The organism is Ruegeria sp. BB1 (assembly GCF_056539465.1).
In genome coordinates this window covers 1-15,470 of the sequence record NZ_JBQFVB010000007.1, presented here as the reverse complement: position 1 = coordinate 15,470, position 15,470 = coordinate 1, and the positions used below count along the sequence as shown (strand labels likewise).

General features: G+C 58.2%; 13 protein-coding genes. 4 read left to right on the top strand and 9 right to left on the bottom strand.

What is annotated here, in order from left to right:
• Window positions 1-4: 4 nt before the first annotated feature.
• Window positions 5-256 (bottom strand): hypothetical protein, encoded by a 252-nt coding sequence (locus ACR0AL_RS15070; protein ID WP_170362133.1) that lies wholly within the window; start codon window positions 254-256, stop codon window positions 5-7.
• Window positions 257-378: 122 nt separating this feature from the next.
• On the opposite strand from ACR0AL_RS15070, the gene ACR0AL_RS15065 reads away from it, so the two are divergent.
• Window positions 379-1,698, top strand: coding sequence for a tetratricopeptide repeat protein (locus ACR0AL_RS15065; RefSeq protein ID WP_170350940.1), 1,320 nt, complete (start codon window positions 379-381; stop codon window positions 1,696-1,698).
• A gap of 31 nt (window positions 1,699-1,729) precedes the next feature.
• Here ACR0AL_RS15065 and sstT read toward each other — a convergent pair whose 3' ends face one another.
• From sstT to ACR0AL_RS15045, 4 genes are all read right to left on the bottom strand, one after another.
• A complete protein-coding gene (gene sstT / locus ACR0AL_RS15060; RefSeq protein WP_480663649.1) occupies window positions 1,730-2,959 on the bottom strand; it encodes a serine/threonine transporter SstT in 1,230 nt (409 codons plus the stop codon).
• Window positions 2,960-3,104: 145 nt separating this feature from the next.
• Window positions 3,105-3,620: a hypothetical protein gene (locus tag ACR0AL_RS15055; protein ID WP_170350942.1), complete on the bottom strand. Its 516-nt coding sequence runs from the start codon at window positions 3,618-3,620 to the stop codon at window positions 3,105-3,107.
• Between the two features lie 38 nt (window positions 3,621-3,658).
• Window positions 3,659-4,126 (bottom strand): cysteine hydrolase family protein, encoded by a 468-nt coding sequence (locus ACR0AL_RS15050; protein WP_170350943.1) that lies wholly within the window; start codon window positions 4,124-4,126, stop codon window positions 3,659-3,661.
• A 19-nt stretch (window positions 4,127-4,145) separates the two neighbouring features.
• Window positions 4,146-4,559, bottom strand: a complete 414-nt coding sequence (locus tag ACR0AL_RS15045) for a VOC family protein (RefSeq protein WP_480663647.1) — start codon at window positions 4,557-4,559, stop codon at window positions 4,146-4,148.
• A 183-nt stretch (window positions 4,560-4,742) separates the two neighbouring features.
• On the opposite strand from ACR0AL_RS15045, the gene ACR0AL_RS15040 reads away from it, so the two are divergent.
• The 3 genes from ACR0AL_RS15040 (at window position 4,743) to ACR0AL_RS15030 (ending at window position 10,865) form a co-directional block, all read left to right on the top strand.
• Window positions 4,743-5,843 carry an efflux RND transporter periplasmic adaptor subunit gene (locus tag ACR0AL_RS15040; protein ID WP_170507255.1) on the top strand — a complete coding sequence of 367 codons (1,101 nt, stop codon included), beginning with the start codon at window positions 4,743-4,745 and terminating at the stop codon, window positions 5,841-5,843.
• Between the two features lie 8 nt (window positions 5,844-5,851).
• Window positions 5,852-8,974 carry an efflux RND transporter permease subunit gene (locus ACR0AL_RS15035; RefSeq protein ID WP_480663645.1) on the top strand — a complete coding sequence of 1,041 codons (3,123 nt, stop codon included), beginning with the start codon at window positions 5,852-5,854 and terminating at the stop codon, window positions 8,972-8,974.
• 85 nt (window positions 8,975-9,059) lie between these two features.
• Window positions 9,060-10,865, top strand: a complete 1,806-nt coding sequence (locus tag ACR0AL_RS15030) for a BCCT family transporter (protein WP_480663806.1) — start codon at window positions 9,060-9,062, stop codon at window positions 10,863-10,865.
• 89 nt (window positions 10,866-10,954) lie between these two features.
• Here the strand turns inward: ACR0AL_RS15030 and ACR0AL_RS15025 are convergent, their stop codons facing one another.
• The 4 genes from ACR0AL_RS15025 to ACR0AL_RS15010 all read right to left on the bottom strand — a co-directional run bounded on the left by ACR0AL_RS15025 (window position 10,955) and on the right by ACR0AL_RS15010 (window position 15,287).
• Window positions 10,955-11,929, bottom strand: coding sequence for a sensor histidine kinase (locus ACR0AL_RS15025; RefSeq protein WP_480663643.1), 975 nt, complete (start codon window positions 11,927-11,929; stop codon window positions 10,955-10,957).
• Window positions 11,926-12,603, bottom strand: a complete 678-nt coding sequence (locus ACR0AL_RS15020) for a response regulator transcription factor (RefSeq protein ID WP_170350948.1) — start codon at window positions 12,601-12,603, stop codon at window positions 11,926-11,928. Before ACR0AL_RS15020 ends, ACR0AL_RS15025 begins: the two co-directional genes overlap by 4 nt.
• Window positions 12,600-14,165, bottom strand: coding sequence for a DUF4153 domain-containing protein (locus tag ACR0AL_RS15015; protein WP_480663641.1), 1,566 nt, complete (start codon window positions 14,163-14,165; stop codon window positions 12,600-12,602). Before ACR0AL_RS15015 ends, ACR0AL_RS15020 begins: the two co-directional genes overlap by 4 nt.
• 123 nt (window positions 14,166-14,288) lie before the next feature.
• Window positions 14,289-15,287, bottom strand: a complete 999-nt coding sequence (locus tag ACR0AL_RS15010; RefSeq protein WP_480663639.1) for a helix-turn-helix domain-containing protein — start codon at window positions 15,285-15,287, stop codon at window positions 14,289-14,291.
• Window positions 15,288-15,470: the final 183 nt, after the last annotated feature.

Below are 15,470 nucleotides of genomic sequence, written 5' to 3'. Positions count from 1 at the left end.
CCTTTCACTCATTTGTGCGGTCAGGGGCGTGCAGCCGTTTTTCAATACTGCTTCGCAGGTCCGAGACACTTTCGGCCAGATCCGCGAGGTAACGGGTCTGCGTTCCACCTGCGGATCGCGGGGCAAGCGCCAACTCGCGGAGTACCTCGTGGTAATCGGCGCAGATTTGGTCAAACTCCTTGTCCCGCGCGCGCAATGCCTGCAATTGATGTGCCGCGCCGGGAAACTGTGCTGCAAAGAAGTCATCATCTGTCATTGTAACGGCATCCGCTGGATTCGCCATTCAAACATGCCTGTCCAAGAATATGTCTTGAACGTATTAAACCGCATGCTACCGTAGCAGCATGCCGCCAAGTCCTTACCTTGAAAGGATAGTTCTTGACTGCCGCAACCGACGATACCACGCAGAGGGATGCAGGATCGTTCCCAAAGGAACAGATCCAGTCGGCGCTTGATCGGGTTCTTGCGTCGAAGGATTTCAAGGGTTCGGCGCGGATGCAGTCCTTTCTGACCTATGTCGTGACCGAGGCGCTTGCCGGACGCACGGATGAAATCCGCGCCAAGACGATTGCCATGGATGTCTACGGTTACAGCACCGATGACCTGTCCCGGCGTGAGGGGGTGGTGCGTGTCGACGCGGGTCGCGTTCGGCGCAAACTTAAGGCGTATTACGGGGGGCAAGGCGCGTCGGACCCGGTGGTCATCACCTTGCCCGTCGGCAGCTACGCGCCAGAGTTTCAGTCGGGTGCGGCCGAGGTTGGAGGTAAGCGCAACCTGCTGCTGGTCGGAGCGATGACTGGAGCGGTTCTGCTGGGCCTTGGCGGTTATGTGGCAACCACGCATCTGAGCGGCCGCAATGGGCCACCGATCACCGGCGATCAATCCACGATCTACGATGTTTCTCCGACACGGGTCGAGGCGATGAACCTGTGTAGCGCTGGTCAGGACCTGATTTTTCCGGTTGTGGATTTACAACGACTCCGCCCGGCTCTGATGGTGTTTGAAACGGCTATACAGCGAGACCCGCTGTATTACTGCGGCTATGCAGGGGCTGCGCAGGTGGAAACCATGCTTGCCATTTTGCAGTTCTACGATCCTGTCGCAGAGGAGTTGCTTGCAGCCGCCGATAAGAACAGCGCCCATGCACTTGAACTGGCCCCGGATGCGCCCTGGGCTTTGTCTGCCAGAGCATGGTCTGAGTTCGCTGCTGGCAATTTCGATCAGGCCGTCAGTCTGACTCACAGGGCAACCAAGCTGGCCCCCAATGATCCACATATTGCGGAATTTGACGCCCTGATATCGCTTTATACTTCTGACTTTGAACGCGTACTTTCACAGGCACAGCATTATCAGGCGCTGGCTGAAGATGGTGGTGGGTCGGTGGCCGGAAACGCGCTGGGTGCGGCGCAGTTTCACACCGGCGACTATGCGGGCTCAATCCGAACCTATGAGAATACGATCGCGCGCGGCGGCCCATTCGGGCCAATTTCAACTGCCTATCTGATGGCCGCGCATTGGAGAAACGGTGATCGGGGTGAGGCACGCAGACTGGCCGAATTATACGCCAGGACCTGGCCAAACTTTCCGTTGGGGGCGTTGAAAACCAGGGTATTTGCCGATCCAGGTCCTGTACGGGATTTGACTTCGGCAATGCGCGCCGCCGGGTGGGGTAGTGCAGACCCCACAACCGCCGAGTAAAACCTGACGGTTGTGGGGGGGTCAGGGCCGCTTAGGCGGCGACTTGCTCCATCGGCAGTTTGCGGGGATAGGGATCGCCTTGCTTGTACGATCCTGCCGCGGTGAACAGCACATCGGTGGACGAGTTCAGACCGGTTTCCGCCGAGTCCTGAAGAACACCGATAATGAACCCGATGCTGACCACCTGCATGGCCGTTGCGTTGTCGATACCGAACAGGCTGGCGGCCATTGGGATCAGCAACAGGGACCCGCCCGCGACGCCCGACGCGCCGGTGGCTGCAACCGAAGCGATAATGCTTAGGAACAGAGCCGAGAAGAAATCGACCTGAATTCCCATGGTGTGCACGGTCGCCAGTGTCATCACCGTGATGGTGATGGCGGCACCGGCCATGTTAATTGTGGCGCCGATGGGGATGGTGACCGAATAGGTCTCTTCATCCAGATTCATGCGGCGGCACAGCTCCATGTTGACCGGAATATTGGCGGCCGAGCTGCGCATGAAGAACGCGGTGATCCCGGATTCCTTCAAGCAGGTGAAGACCAGCGGATAGGGGTTCTTACGAATGCGCAGGAACACGATTAGCGGGTTCACAACCAGCGCCATAAACGCCATGCAGCCAATCAGCAGCAACAGCAGCTGGCCGTAGCTGGCAACCGTTTCAAAGCCGGTTTCAGCAATGGTCGAGGCCACGATGCCAAAGATACCAATGGGTGCAACCCGGATGATGGCAGCCACGATCTTGGTGATCGCGCCATCCAGATCAGACATCAGGGTCTTGGTCGAGTCGCTGGCGTGGCGGAAAACCAGCCCAAGGCCGATGGCCCAGGCGAGAATGCCGATATAGTTGGCCTGCGCCAGCGCGTTCACCGGATTGTCCACGATCTTTAGCAGGATGTTCTTGACCACCTCTGCCAGCCCGTCCGGGGCGTCCAAAAGCTCGGGCGTGCCAGTCAGGTGCAAAGAGACGGGGAACAGGAAACTGGCGCCCACTGCAACCAGTGCAGCGGCAAACGTGCCGAGAATGTATAACATCACCACCGGCCCCATGCGGGCCTGGCTGTCTTTCTTGTGGTTGGTGATTGCGGCGCAGACAAGGATCAGCACCAGAACGGGGGCGACGGCTTTTAGCGCGTCGACAAAGAAATCACCCAGCAGACCGACGGATGAACCAGCAGCGGGCCAGAGGGTGGCGAGAAGGGCACCGGCTACCAGACCGATGATGATTTGCGTAACCAGGCTACCGCGTAGAATAAAATTCATCGGGACCATCCAGTTTGATTGGGGGCCTGACAGGGGTATTGTCGCTGTTCAAGCACGGTTAATTTATAAGATTGCGGCTATATGGGTCTTTTGGATCCAATTTAAACATCTGGACTTAAGAAATAGGTCCAGATTGAAAATTTCCTTATTGAGCCGCCGTCTCGCACGGCCTGACTGTGGGTGTTTCCGTGGACACGCGCTGCAGGCTCCAGGTGCAGGTTTGAACAGTTAGACCTGGCAGGTTTGGCACCTGATCCGAAGCCCAAACACTGGTCACCGAAAAACTGAATGGCGTGTTTGCAGCGGCGGGAAAAAACCGCGCAAGTTCTTTCGACGGGAAAGTGCCGCCGCAGGCTTCGAAATAGCCGCTGACCAAGGTGCCCTCGGGGTTCAGAACAACTGATCCGGTATAAAGCGAGTATTCAGCCCCAAGCTCTTGTTTGTCCGTGTATCGCAGGTCGATGGATATGCGGTCTCCGTCCTGAACGATCCCGGCGCTCATGGGGTCGGACCAGCTTGAGGGCACGCCACCCGTGGTGCTGTCACAGGCATAGCGCCCTTCGTATTGGCCGGTCAGTGAAAAGCCTTCTGCATATGCTGCACAAGGGATGGCCACAAAAATGGCAAAGGCTGTTTTTCTTAAAATGGGGTTCGAGGTCACAATAGCTCTCCTCTCCGATGCGGACAGGGATTGCGACGTCACAAAATATCCGAGTGCTTATCAATCACCTGGCCAAAATGATGCTGCCACAGGTCCACGCCCAGCTTACCGCTGCGATCCAGCGAAGACCCAACAACCGTATCGGCAATTATGGTCGGTTGCAGGCCCGCGTCAAATAGGGCGAACCCTGCGGCAAGAACGCAGGTGTCGGCCTGGATGCCACAGACCAGCACACGGTCGACTTTCCAGCTTTGAAATTGTGCGATGACTTCCGGGGGCGGGCTGTAGCCGTATTTCAGGACAATATGATCTGCCTGAACAAGGCTTTCGTCGACAGAACGTGGCTTCCACCCAATTTGCCGAAAAAAGGGAACTTTGTCCTCGTCATGGCGTTCAACGGTAGCGACCGAGGGGAATTTGGTCGCCAACAGACGGCTGCGCTCGACCAGCCAATCAGGCGGGTCAAAGCTGGGTTGGACGTCGACAACCAATACGGCCTGTTTCAATCAATACCTCCGATGCTGGCTAAACCGCTTGATGAACCTCGATGATATTGCCCTCGGGGTCGTAGAAGAACAGTTGGTGCCACTCTTTCGCGAATGCGGTGCCATAGTCCGAATACGGAATGCCGTTGTCGTCGAGCAGCTTTTTGAACGCCTCGATATCATCAGTGCGAAACGCGATGTGGCCGCGTTCGACAGGGTTGATAGTCTCACCATGTTTGAACGCGACGTCGAGGTTCTTTTCGGCCAGATGCATCTGCATGGCCCCGTCGGTGGCAAAGCGGATCTTGCCGCTATAGCCTTTGTCGTCGGTCTCATCGGGCCGAGGGAAACTCTCGATCGGGATATCGGCCAACCCCAGAACCTGAGTGTAGAAACGGTGCAACCGCTCAACATCGTCCGAGACAAAGTTGATGTGATGGAATTCAAGTTTCATGAAGGCCCGGCCTTTTAATTGGTGGTTGGCGTCAGAAAATCCCAAGAACCAGCGACAGGCAAGCCCTGTATCAAAGGGATTGATATAGCAGGGAAATGCGTACGCCGTGACAGTCAGAAAACCGTTGCACCGTTTGGGGGATGCAGGGATAGTGAAGGGATCACAAACTACCGGGGATCCTTGATGAACCCTACCAAGCTGTTTGTTTGCGCATTGATCCCCCTGTTTCTGCCGGGCCCGGCAGCGGCCCAGTCCGACGCGCCGCCGCCAAGTGTGACCGTCGCGCCGGTGACGTTGGAGGATTTGCAGAAAAAGGCCCAGTTTGTTGGCCGGGTCGTGGCGGATCAAAGCGTCGATCTGCAGGCCCGTGTCGAAGGGTTTCTGGAAGAAGTCAATTTTATCGAAGGCGGGACAGTCGCCAAAGGGGATGTACTTTTTCGCATCGAAAAGAAGAAATACGCGGCCAGTGTGGACAGCGCACAGGCGGCGCTGAAAAGCGCGCTGGCCAGCGCGCAGACCGACAAGGCGGCGCTGGATCGTCAGCAGGCTCTGTTCGACAAGGGAGATGTCCCACAGGCTGTTTTGGACACGGCATTGGCAACCTATGCCGCAGGGCAGGCTGCGGTGGATGAGGCGAGGGCCGATCTGAAAATCGCGCAGATTGATTTGGATTACACGGAAATCCTCAGTCCCATTGATGGGCGCATCGGGTTGTCAGCGGTGGATGCGGGCAATTTGGTAAGCTCCGATACCGGGGTTTTGGCAACGGTTAACAGCGTTGATCCGATGCTAGTGAGTTTTTACATCAGCGAGCCGGTCTTGCTGCAAGAACGCCGCAAAGGGCGCATCACGCCGGGCAACATCAAACTGACCACAAGCATCAAACTGGCGGATGGGGAAACCTATGCCTCCACGGGCAAAGTCATATTCGTGGGCGACAGCGTCAGCCAGAACACCGACACGATTGAGCTACGCGCCAGTTTCGCCAACCCTGACGGCGTGCTGATCCCCGGTCAATTCGTGACCGTGGGTTTGGCCGGTTCAGAGGAGCCCAAAGTGCTGACCGTTCCGCGCAACGCTGTGCAGTTCGACAAGCAGGGTTATTTTGTGTTTTCGGTCGACAGTGACGGCAAAACCCACCGGCAGAATATCGAGATCGGCACTCAGACAGCGACCCGCACTCAGGTGGTATCCGGGCTGAGCGAAGGCGACCGTGTGGTGGTACAGGGACTTCAGAAGATACATGACGGGCTGGTCGTGAAAGCAGTAGACAGTCAGGGTTAGGGGCCGGTTTGATCGCACGCTACTTCATCGACAGGCCGCATTTTGCAGCCGTGATTGCGATCCTGATGGTTCTGTTCGGCGCGGTCTGTGTGCGCCTGATCCCGATTACCGAATACCCGCATATCACGCCGCCGCAGATCTATGTGGATACGTCTTACCCGGGGGCGGACGCGCAGGTCATTCTTGAATCCGTCGCCACTCCCATCGAAGAGCGTGTGAACGGCATTCCGGGCATGTTATCGCTGTCGTCCAAAAGCTCGAATGACGGCACCTATATGCTGAACGTGTCCTTTGAGCTAGGCACTGACCCCGACGTGGCGGCTGTTGAGGTGCAAAACCGCGTGGCGCTGGCCAGTTCCGAACTGCCCTCGGCCGTATTGCAGCAAGGGGTCGAGGTTACCAAGCGGTCAGGCAACATGATTGTGGTGATCAACCTGACCTCGCCCGATGGATCGCGGGATGAGCTGTTTCTCAGCAATTTCGGTGCTGATTTCCTGCACGACCCGTTGCAGCGATTGCCGGGGGTAGGGACGGTGTCGCAATTCGGTCAGCTGGAATACAGCATGCGGGTCTGGATCAATCCGGTGCGTATGGCCGCGTTGAATATCACCGCGTCCGAGGTTGCCGACGCCATCGAGGATCAGAACGTCATCGCCGCCGCCGGACAGGTCGGGGCTCCGCCATTTGCCGAGGGACGAACCGATTTCCAGTTTAAGCTGCGGGCTGAGGGGCTGCTGCGAGATGCCGAGGAATTTGGGCGGATCATTGTCGCCTCGAACCCCGACGGGTCAGTCACGCGGCTTGAGGACATCGCTCGGATCGAGCTGGGCGCGGCCACATATTCCGGGTCGACCAAGCTGAACGGCAAGGACTCGGCCACTATCGCCGTCTATCAGGAAAGCGCCGCCAACGCGCTTGAGATTTCAGACTCGCTGCGCGCCTTGATGAAGGATCTGTCGGCGAAATTTCCCAAGGGCGTGTCGTATGAGATCACCTATGACGTTACTGACGCGGTGCGTGTTTCGATCCGCGATATCATGACGACGCTGGCCCTGACGGCGGGGCTGGTGATTGCGGTGACCTTTCTGTTTCTGGCCAGCCTGCGTGCAACCATCGTACCGGCCATCGCAATCCCGGTGTCGCTGCTGGGTGCTGTGGCGCTGATTTATGCCATCGGGTTCAGCGCCAACATGATCACGCTGTTCGCTTTGGTTCTGGCCATTACCCTAGTGGTGGATGACGCGATCATCATCATCGAGAACGCCGAACGTATCCTGCGGGATGAGGGGCTGGACCCGCGTGCGGCGACCCTGAAGGCGATGTCTCAGGTCAACCGGCCGATCGTGGCGACGACCTTTGTTCTGGCAGCCGTGTTCGTGCCGGTGTGCTTCTTTCCGGGCGTGACGGGGACGATCTATTTCCAGTTCGCGCTGACGATCATCTTTGCCTTTGTCCTGTCTGCGGTGAACGCCCTGACGTTGGCACCGGTCTTGTGCGCGATGATGCTGAAAACTGACAGCAGGCCCATCGGTCCGCTGGCGATTGTTCCGGCAGTGATTGTCTGGCTACGGCGCCAATACCTGCGCCTTGTGGCGCTGATGCTGCGTTATATGGCGGTGTCGCTGCTGGTGTTTGCCGGGGCCGTCGGCGTGACGGTGTATCTGTTCAAAACTGTGCCCACCGGCCTGATTCCGCAGGAAGACAACGGCGTTCTGATGGCGTCGATGGAACTGCCGGACGGGGCCTCGTTACAGCGCACCCAGGCCTTCATGGCGCAGGTGGGTAAGCTGATCGAACAGACGCCAGGGGTTGCAGCGGTCACAACGGTCTCGGGTCATTCCATGCTGGCCGGGGGGCGTTCGAATGTGGGCATGGCCATTGTTACGCTCACCCCATGGGATCAACGCACCAGTCCGGATTTGCAGTGGTACGCCATCATGCATGGGCTTGAACGACAGCTGGCGACATTGTCAGAGGGGGTCTCATACGTGTTTCCCTTTCCAACCATTCACGGGTTGGGCTCGACCGGGGGTATCTCGGTCCAACTGCTGGATCTGGGCAAAGGCGACGGGGCACAATTGGATGCGGTAATTAACGGCTTTGTAACCGCCCTGAATGCCGCGCCCGAGTTTTCGCGTGCACATGGCGATTTCTCGGCCCAAAGCCCGCAATACAAGCTGTCCATCGACCGAGACCGTGCCGAGACGCTGGGCGTCAGCGTGGCGGATATCTTTACCGCGTTGCAGGCAAATCTTAGCTCGTACTTCGTGGACAACTTCATACTGGACGAGCGCGTCTATTGGGTGGTGATTTCAGCCGATGCCGAATTCCGTCAGACGCTGGATGACGTGGATAACATCTATGTCAAAAACAGCGCCGGAGACTCGCTGCCCGTGCGCAATTTCGTCAGCAGCGAACCGGTCCTCGCACCGGACACGATCCCGCGCTACAACCTGTTCACGGCGGCCTCGGTCAGTGCGCAATTGGCCGAAGGGGTCAGTTCGGGCGACGGAATCATCGCGATGCAGGCGATTGCCGACAAGACGCTGCCTGACGGGTTTCGGATCGACTGGTCGGGTGTCACCCAGCAAGAGGTGAAGGCACAGGGGCTTGTGCCCTTCATCATGCTGTCGGCGCTGGTCTTGGCTTATCTGTTTCTTGTGGTGCTGTATGAAAGCTGGATTCTGCCGCTGTCGATCATCACGTCGGCGGTCTTTGCCCTTTTGGGCGCGTTGATCCCATTGGTGGTATTACCGTTCCTGACCAGCAATATCTTTGCGCAGGTGGGGATGGTGCTGCTAATCGGGTTGGCCGCGAAAAAGGCGATCATGGTGGTCGAATTTGCCAATCAGCAACGTGAAAGCGGGGCCAGCATTAAAGACGCGGCCCTGAAGGCGGCTGAAATCCGGTTCCGGCCGGTGACGATGACGGGCCTGTGTTTCATCGTGGGGGTTATGCCTCTGGTTCTGTCCAGCGGGGCAGGGGCGGCGGCGCGGGTCTCGGTGGGGTATCCGGTACTGTTTGGCATGATCCTGGACAGCACGCTGGGTCTGCTTATGATCCCGGTGCTGTATGCGGCATTTCAGACCGTTCGGGAATGGCTGTCTGGGTTGCGAACTGCCAACGAGTAGTTCCCGCAAGACCTGAAAATTGTTGCAGTCTTCCGGGGTTTCTCGGATGCTGAACGGCACGGAAACCGAGGTGGGCCCACGCAAAATGTCGCTGCAAGACCCCTTTACGGATCTTAAAATCGAACGGCAGGACAGCGGGTTTTACAAGGGCTACAACCTGCCGATTGCGCTGGTCAGCAAGATCGCGGTCTCGTTGCTGGTGCTATGGGCGTTGGTCTGGCCGCTGAATGCGAATGACACGCTGAGGTCGTGGAAATCCGGGCTGCTGAGCGAGTTTAACGTCTTCTACAACCTCTCGGTCGCGTTGTTTGCCTTCTTTCTGTTTGTGGTTGCTCTCCTTCCTGCCACCGGGCGTATGCGGTTGGGGGGTGATGATGAGCGGCCCGAATTCACCAACTTCTCATGGTTTTCGATGATGTTCGGGGCCGGGCTGGGCGTTGGGTTGATGGTGTATGCTACGGCCGAACCGTTGGGCCTGTGGGAATCAAATCCGCTTACCATGTCTGGTGAGGTCGCCCCGAAAAGCGCCGAGGCGATTCAGGGTGCCTATCGCTATACCTTTCTGCATACAGGTTTCCACGCTTGGGCCATCTACGTGGTGACAGGGTTGAGCTTAGCCTATTACGCCTATACTCGCGACATGCCTCTGACGATCAGAACGGCGCTGACGCCGCTGTTGGGCGAGTATTCCAACGGGGTTGCGGGCCACGTGATCGACATATTGGGCGTGGTGGCGACCATCCTCGGGGTGGCGGTGACCATCGGGTACGGAGTGTCGCAGCTTGTCGACGGCGCCTTCCTGATCACCAGTGCGCAGTGGTTGATGGAAGGGGTCATGAAACCCTCGACCGCGGGTCTGATTGCGGCGCTGGCGTTGGTCATGATGATGTCGACCCTTTCGGCGGTGTCCGGCGTGGGGCGAGGGGTGAAATACCTTTCGAACCTCAATCTGATCCTGTCACTGATTCTTCTGGCGGTGTTCATTTTCTTTGGCTCGTTTTCTTTTGCGATCAGGATCTATGGGCAGGCATTGGTGGACTATATCGTCAATTTTATACCGCTCAGCCTTCAGGCCCATTCCCCGATGTCCCAATTCGAGTATGCCGCAGCCCTGCCACCTGAAGCCGCTCCCTTCGTGGCCGAGCTGTTTCCCGGCGCTACTGATGCCTGGGACACGCGTGACAGCTTTTTGGCAGGGTTAAGCGGGGACGTGGCCGACCTGCCTGATACGACAAAGCAGGCCGCCTATGATGCAGGTACACCGGGGCGGCTGTTCGGCTGGCAATCGGGCTGGACGACCTTCTATTGGGCGTGGTGGATTGCCTTTTCCCCTTTTGTCGGTCTGTTTCTGGCCCGCATCTCGCGTGGGCGCACAGTGCGCGAATTCATCCTTGGTGCAGTGGTTGCACCGTCTTTGGTTTGTTTTGCCTGGATGACCATTCTGGGCGGCTCGGCCATTGATCTGGAACTGAACGGAGACGCCGATGGCGCCATTCTCGCGGCCTCGACCACGGCGACGCTGTTTGTGACGCTCAGCGAGATGATCTCGGGACATCTGCTGGTAATCATCAGTTTTATGTGCGTGGTGCTGACCATGACCTTTCTGGTCACGTCAGCGGATTCCGGCATTCTGGTGATGAACACGATTATGTCCGGCGGGGCCGAAAAAACCGGGGTCATGCACCGTGTTTTGTGGGGCGGATTGCTGACGCTGGTGATTGGAACCCTGCTGATGGCCGGGGGCGGCGGGCTTGAGGCATTGACCAATTCCATGATCATTGGTGCGCTGCCTTTTAGCGTGGTCTTGTTGCTGATGTGTGTCTCGCTGGCCAAGGCGATGATCAATGATCTGCGGCGTGCGCGCCACGAAGAAAACGAGACTGAAACCTAATCTTATCTGAGCGTGACCTTCAGGGGCGCATCAGATTGGATCGACTAGCACCGTCGAGAACACTGACTGATCCTGGGAATGATCTGCGCCTATTTGGTCGAGAAACAGATCGAAAAAGCAGCGCCGTCATGTGTCGGTAGTAACGAGATATCCGCACCATGTGCCCGCAGTGTATTGCGCACGATGGACAGCCCCATACCAGTCCCGCCCTGATCGCGTTTGGTGGTAAAGAACGGATCAAATACCCGCGCTGCATTGCCGGAGGAAATTCCTGGCCCATCATCGCTAAGCCGCAGGATCACTTCGGTATCGTCTCCTGTTGCCGACAGGGTCACAACCTGCGCACCATGTTCTTGCGCGTTGCCGAGCAATTGGCGCAACACGACCAGCAAGCCATTGGAACCAATCGGGATAATTAGATCGCCGCCGTCAAAACGCATTTCGAGAGTGGGAAAATCGCGGCACAATGCGTCTTGCACGGCGTTCAGACAGGTCACCCCCTCATGACGCGACTCGCGCGCGCGGGCTACCTGACGCATGGCGTCGATCTGCTGTTCCATCTGCACGCCCGCGCCGGCAATCTGGTCCACTAGCCTCAGGTTTTCAGCCGATAGCGTGTCATCATCGCGCAGTAATTCCGTCGCTACCCTAAGTGTTGCAACAGGCGTCTTCAGCTCATGCGTGACATGGTCCGAGAAACTGCGGATAGTGGTTTCACGGTTGCGCAGGGTTTCGGCCATGTCGATGACGCGCTGGGCGGTGGTGCCAAGCTCCTGAGTGCCAAATCGTGAGGGCGGCGAGAGGGGATCGGCGGGGTGCCGAACAACCTGCGTAGCAAAACGTTCCAGCGCAAAGATCGGTCGCAGCAATAGCCGCACCAACAACCAGCCTAGAACAGCCGTGGCCGCCGTGATGATCACCGCCAGCAAAGCGGCGGCATTGCGATAGCCCAGTTCCGGTCCCAGATACCGAAACGCAACCAGCCCGGTCAGGGACAACAGCAATGTGCCGCATAGGGCGCCGCCCAGCACGAAGGCAAGGCTGGGGCGCCACTTGCGCCTCATGCCGCGGTGTCCTGAATGCGGATGCCGACACCATGCACAGTTTCGATCACCCCAGTGCAACCGGCCTGCGCCAGCTTACCCCGCAAGTTGCGTAGATGGCTATCCAGAGTACGGTCCGAGACTTGCGACAACGCCCCCCAGACCGCCTGTATCAGCTGCGCGCGGGTGTGTACCTGACTGGGACGTTCGACCAGAGTGGCCAGCAAAGTGAACTCGGTCGCGGTCAGCGATATGGCGTTTCCGTCCAACCTGCAGACATGCGCGCCTGGGTCCAGCGTGATCCGCCCATGCGTCAAGGTCGGGCTGGATCGCGACCCGGATGCACGTTTCAGGATCGCGCGCACCCGCGCCACCAGCTCACGCGGGCTGAAGGGTTTGGTGACATAGTCATCCGCGCCCATTTCCAGGCCCAGTATCCGGTCAATCTCATCATCGCGCGCGGTCAGGAACAGGATCGGAACCTCGGATCGGGCGCGGATGCGGCGGCAGACCTCGAACCCGTCCATCTCGGGCAGGCCAATATCCAGGACGATCAGATCTGGTGCTTCGCGGGCGGCGTGGGTCACGGCCATCTGGCCATCGCTGCCAGTGATCACCTGAAAGCCGGCGCGTTCCAAAGCCAGACCAGCCAGATCGCGCAGGCGGGGATCATCGTCAACCAACAGGATTTTCATTGCGCCTCGCCTTTGGGGTTCGCCGTAAGATAGCCATTCACACGTGCGGTGCGAAAGTCCCATTCGCGCCAGTTCGGATGGGTTGGGGCAGGATGCACACAGCTTTGGGCCCAGTCGGGAATGTGCATGATCGGCTGTTTGGCAATCTGGGTAGAAATTGCCTTGGAGGCCGAGTGCCCCAAACCACACAGATAGGTCCAGTCGGTCCGGATCGCAGTATCCGAATCTGCAGCACGCGACAATGTATCCGCCGCAATCAGCGCAGCGAAATTTATGAACGCACAGATATAGAGGGTTCCCACGCTCAACATAGTGACCCGCAGGATCAACCAGACAGACGAACGCCCCCTTTGCACCTGCCAGGCCACCATGGCCAACCCAATTGCCACCAATCCCATCCAGATCAGCGCGTAGATCCGTAGGTAAGTCAGGCCAAACGCGTCGATATACAAGTCCAACCGGAACGCTGCGGACAAGGTCAGCAAAACGTTCTGTGCCAGCCATACAAGCAACAAGGGTTTCAACGCTGGGCTTTGCCCAAGAAAGGGGCGCGCCGCCAGTGCGAAGGCCCCGGCCAGCAAGGCCGTCATCAGCAGGGGGTAAGCGCCGCGATGGGCATATGTGGCGTGGCTCATACCTTCGGGCAGGGCGGCGGCGCCGAACAGGATCGAGATGTCCATGATGCTCTGCGCCGCCAGCATGAGGTTGAACAGAACCAATGCCCTGAAAACCGATCCGGCGTTCAACAGGCGTGACATGTTCCAGCTTAGGGTGGGGGCTGCCATAGGCGCATCCGGCGCGGGGGCTGTCAGGAACGGCCAGATCAACAAGGCCAGCCCGCCCCAGAACGCGATCCGGCGGATCAGCACAAACAGGTCGAAATCGACCTTAAGCACTCGGACCAAAGCATGTTCCAACACCGGATTAGCACTGATCAGCAACGCCCCAAGCACGAAGAAGCCACCCAACGGAAAGGCCCAGTTGCGGATGAATACATGAACGATTGAACGGCCGGTTTCGCCATGTGCTACCGGTTTACGGCGCCATCCCCGAACGTGCGTTGCGCATTCCTTCAGCCCGGCAGTCGGAACCCTTTTGATCAGGCGCAATACTCCACCGGCCAGCCAGGGAAGGAGCTTGCGGTGTTTGACCTCTGGTGGGATTTGCAACAACACGATCGCGCTGAGCAGCCCCGCGATCAGGAAGGTCACCGACAAAAGCTGGACATGTTCTATCAAGGGCAGGGTGGCCAGCATCAACACAACTGAGGGCACCAGTAGTTTTGAGCGGGTGGGCTTGTTCACCCAGACGGCAGCAAAGATGCACCAAGCGAAAAGGGCCAGTGAGAGCCCGGGTTTGTGGCCCCAGAACAGTAGATCGCCCAGCAGAACAAGCAGGATCAGTGCAGTAATCCGCGGAAACCTTCGGACGCCGTCCAGCACGTTTCCCGGGGTCGCAGGCGGGGGCGTTGGGTCAACCGACGCGCCACTTTCACTGGCCAGCCACCAACCATCATGGGCAAGTGAGCGGGGCATCCCCCGGATTATAAGTTCATTGGGCATATCAGCCTCCTGCTTGAGTTTCCTCAAGATTGCAGGGGCAGATCGCAGAACCTTTGCAGCAGTTGTGCAGAATTCGTGCAGATTGGCCCGGACCTACGGGCCCGGCAAGGGGTGTCTGGCAGGTTAGTGCAGCGCGCCGTGATCCCTAAGTTCTCCGGCAAATCGGCAGCTGCGAACGGCCTCGGGTGTGGTGGAATACTGCGCCCTGAAAGCCCGCCCAAGGGCAGAAGCTGATGAAAACCCGGTTGCTGTTGAAATCTCAAGCTGTGGCATGTCGGTATAGCGCAGCAAGCTGTAGGCGCGCTCAAGCCGCAGCTCGCGATAGGTGGTCAGCAATTTGACACCGGTCTTGTTCAGAAACCGCCGCTGCAATTGACGGGTCGAGGCCCCAAGCGCCTGCGACAGGTCCGAAATTTTCAACGGGTCTTCGACATTGTTCAGCATCTTTTCGATCACCTGCCGGACCATCGGATCAGCCCCGGACCGTTGGATCAGGCGGTTGGCCAAATGGCTTGCACAGCCGCGTTTTGGTTCGGTCAGGCCAATGTAGCCGCGTAGACTTTCGGCTAGATGTTCACCGTGGTCCAATGCTACGAATTCCGCCAGCAGGCGCAGGGCGCTCAGTTTGGTCGCGGCACTGTGTACCCGCCCATTGGGTGATTTGTGCGTGGGTTTATGACAGTCGGCAAGTCCGATCTCCTGCGCTGCGGCCGAGAAATTCGGATGGATGGCGGCGAGGGGCTCATCAGTCTTCGCGCTGTGCGCCAGCAGCAGAGCAGCCCCTCCGACCAGAATGGAGCGTGACGCCAGATTCAGTATCTGCGCAACGCGGGTCTTGTCCTGTCTGGCGCAGAGCCAGGGTTTGTGAATGTCGCCCCAGAAAATCGCAGTGCGACCCGCCCAATACAGGGGGTCGCCAGTAAAGGCTTCGGATGTATTCCGAATGGTGACGGCATAGGAGTGATCTTCGACAAGATCATTTAGAGCATGAAAAAACTCGGTAACCATTTCGGCCGAACCTTCGGCCTCGGGATCGTTTAGAAAAACGTCGATACTTCGCAGCCGTTCAGAGGCCGTTCGGGCCAACTGTACGTGGTTGTTGCCGAGGACATAGTGTTTCATTTCTCCTCCCCCTGCCTGATTTGGCTGCGTTGTTTTGGTCGGTGTGCCCCCCGCCTTTTGGCGGGGGGTGTGATTTACTCAGCTGCGTCGAGGTATGCGTCCATTGGTGGGCATGTGCAGACGAGGTTTCGGTCGCCATATGCGTTGTCGACGCGGTTGACGGGGGACCAGTATTTGTCGACG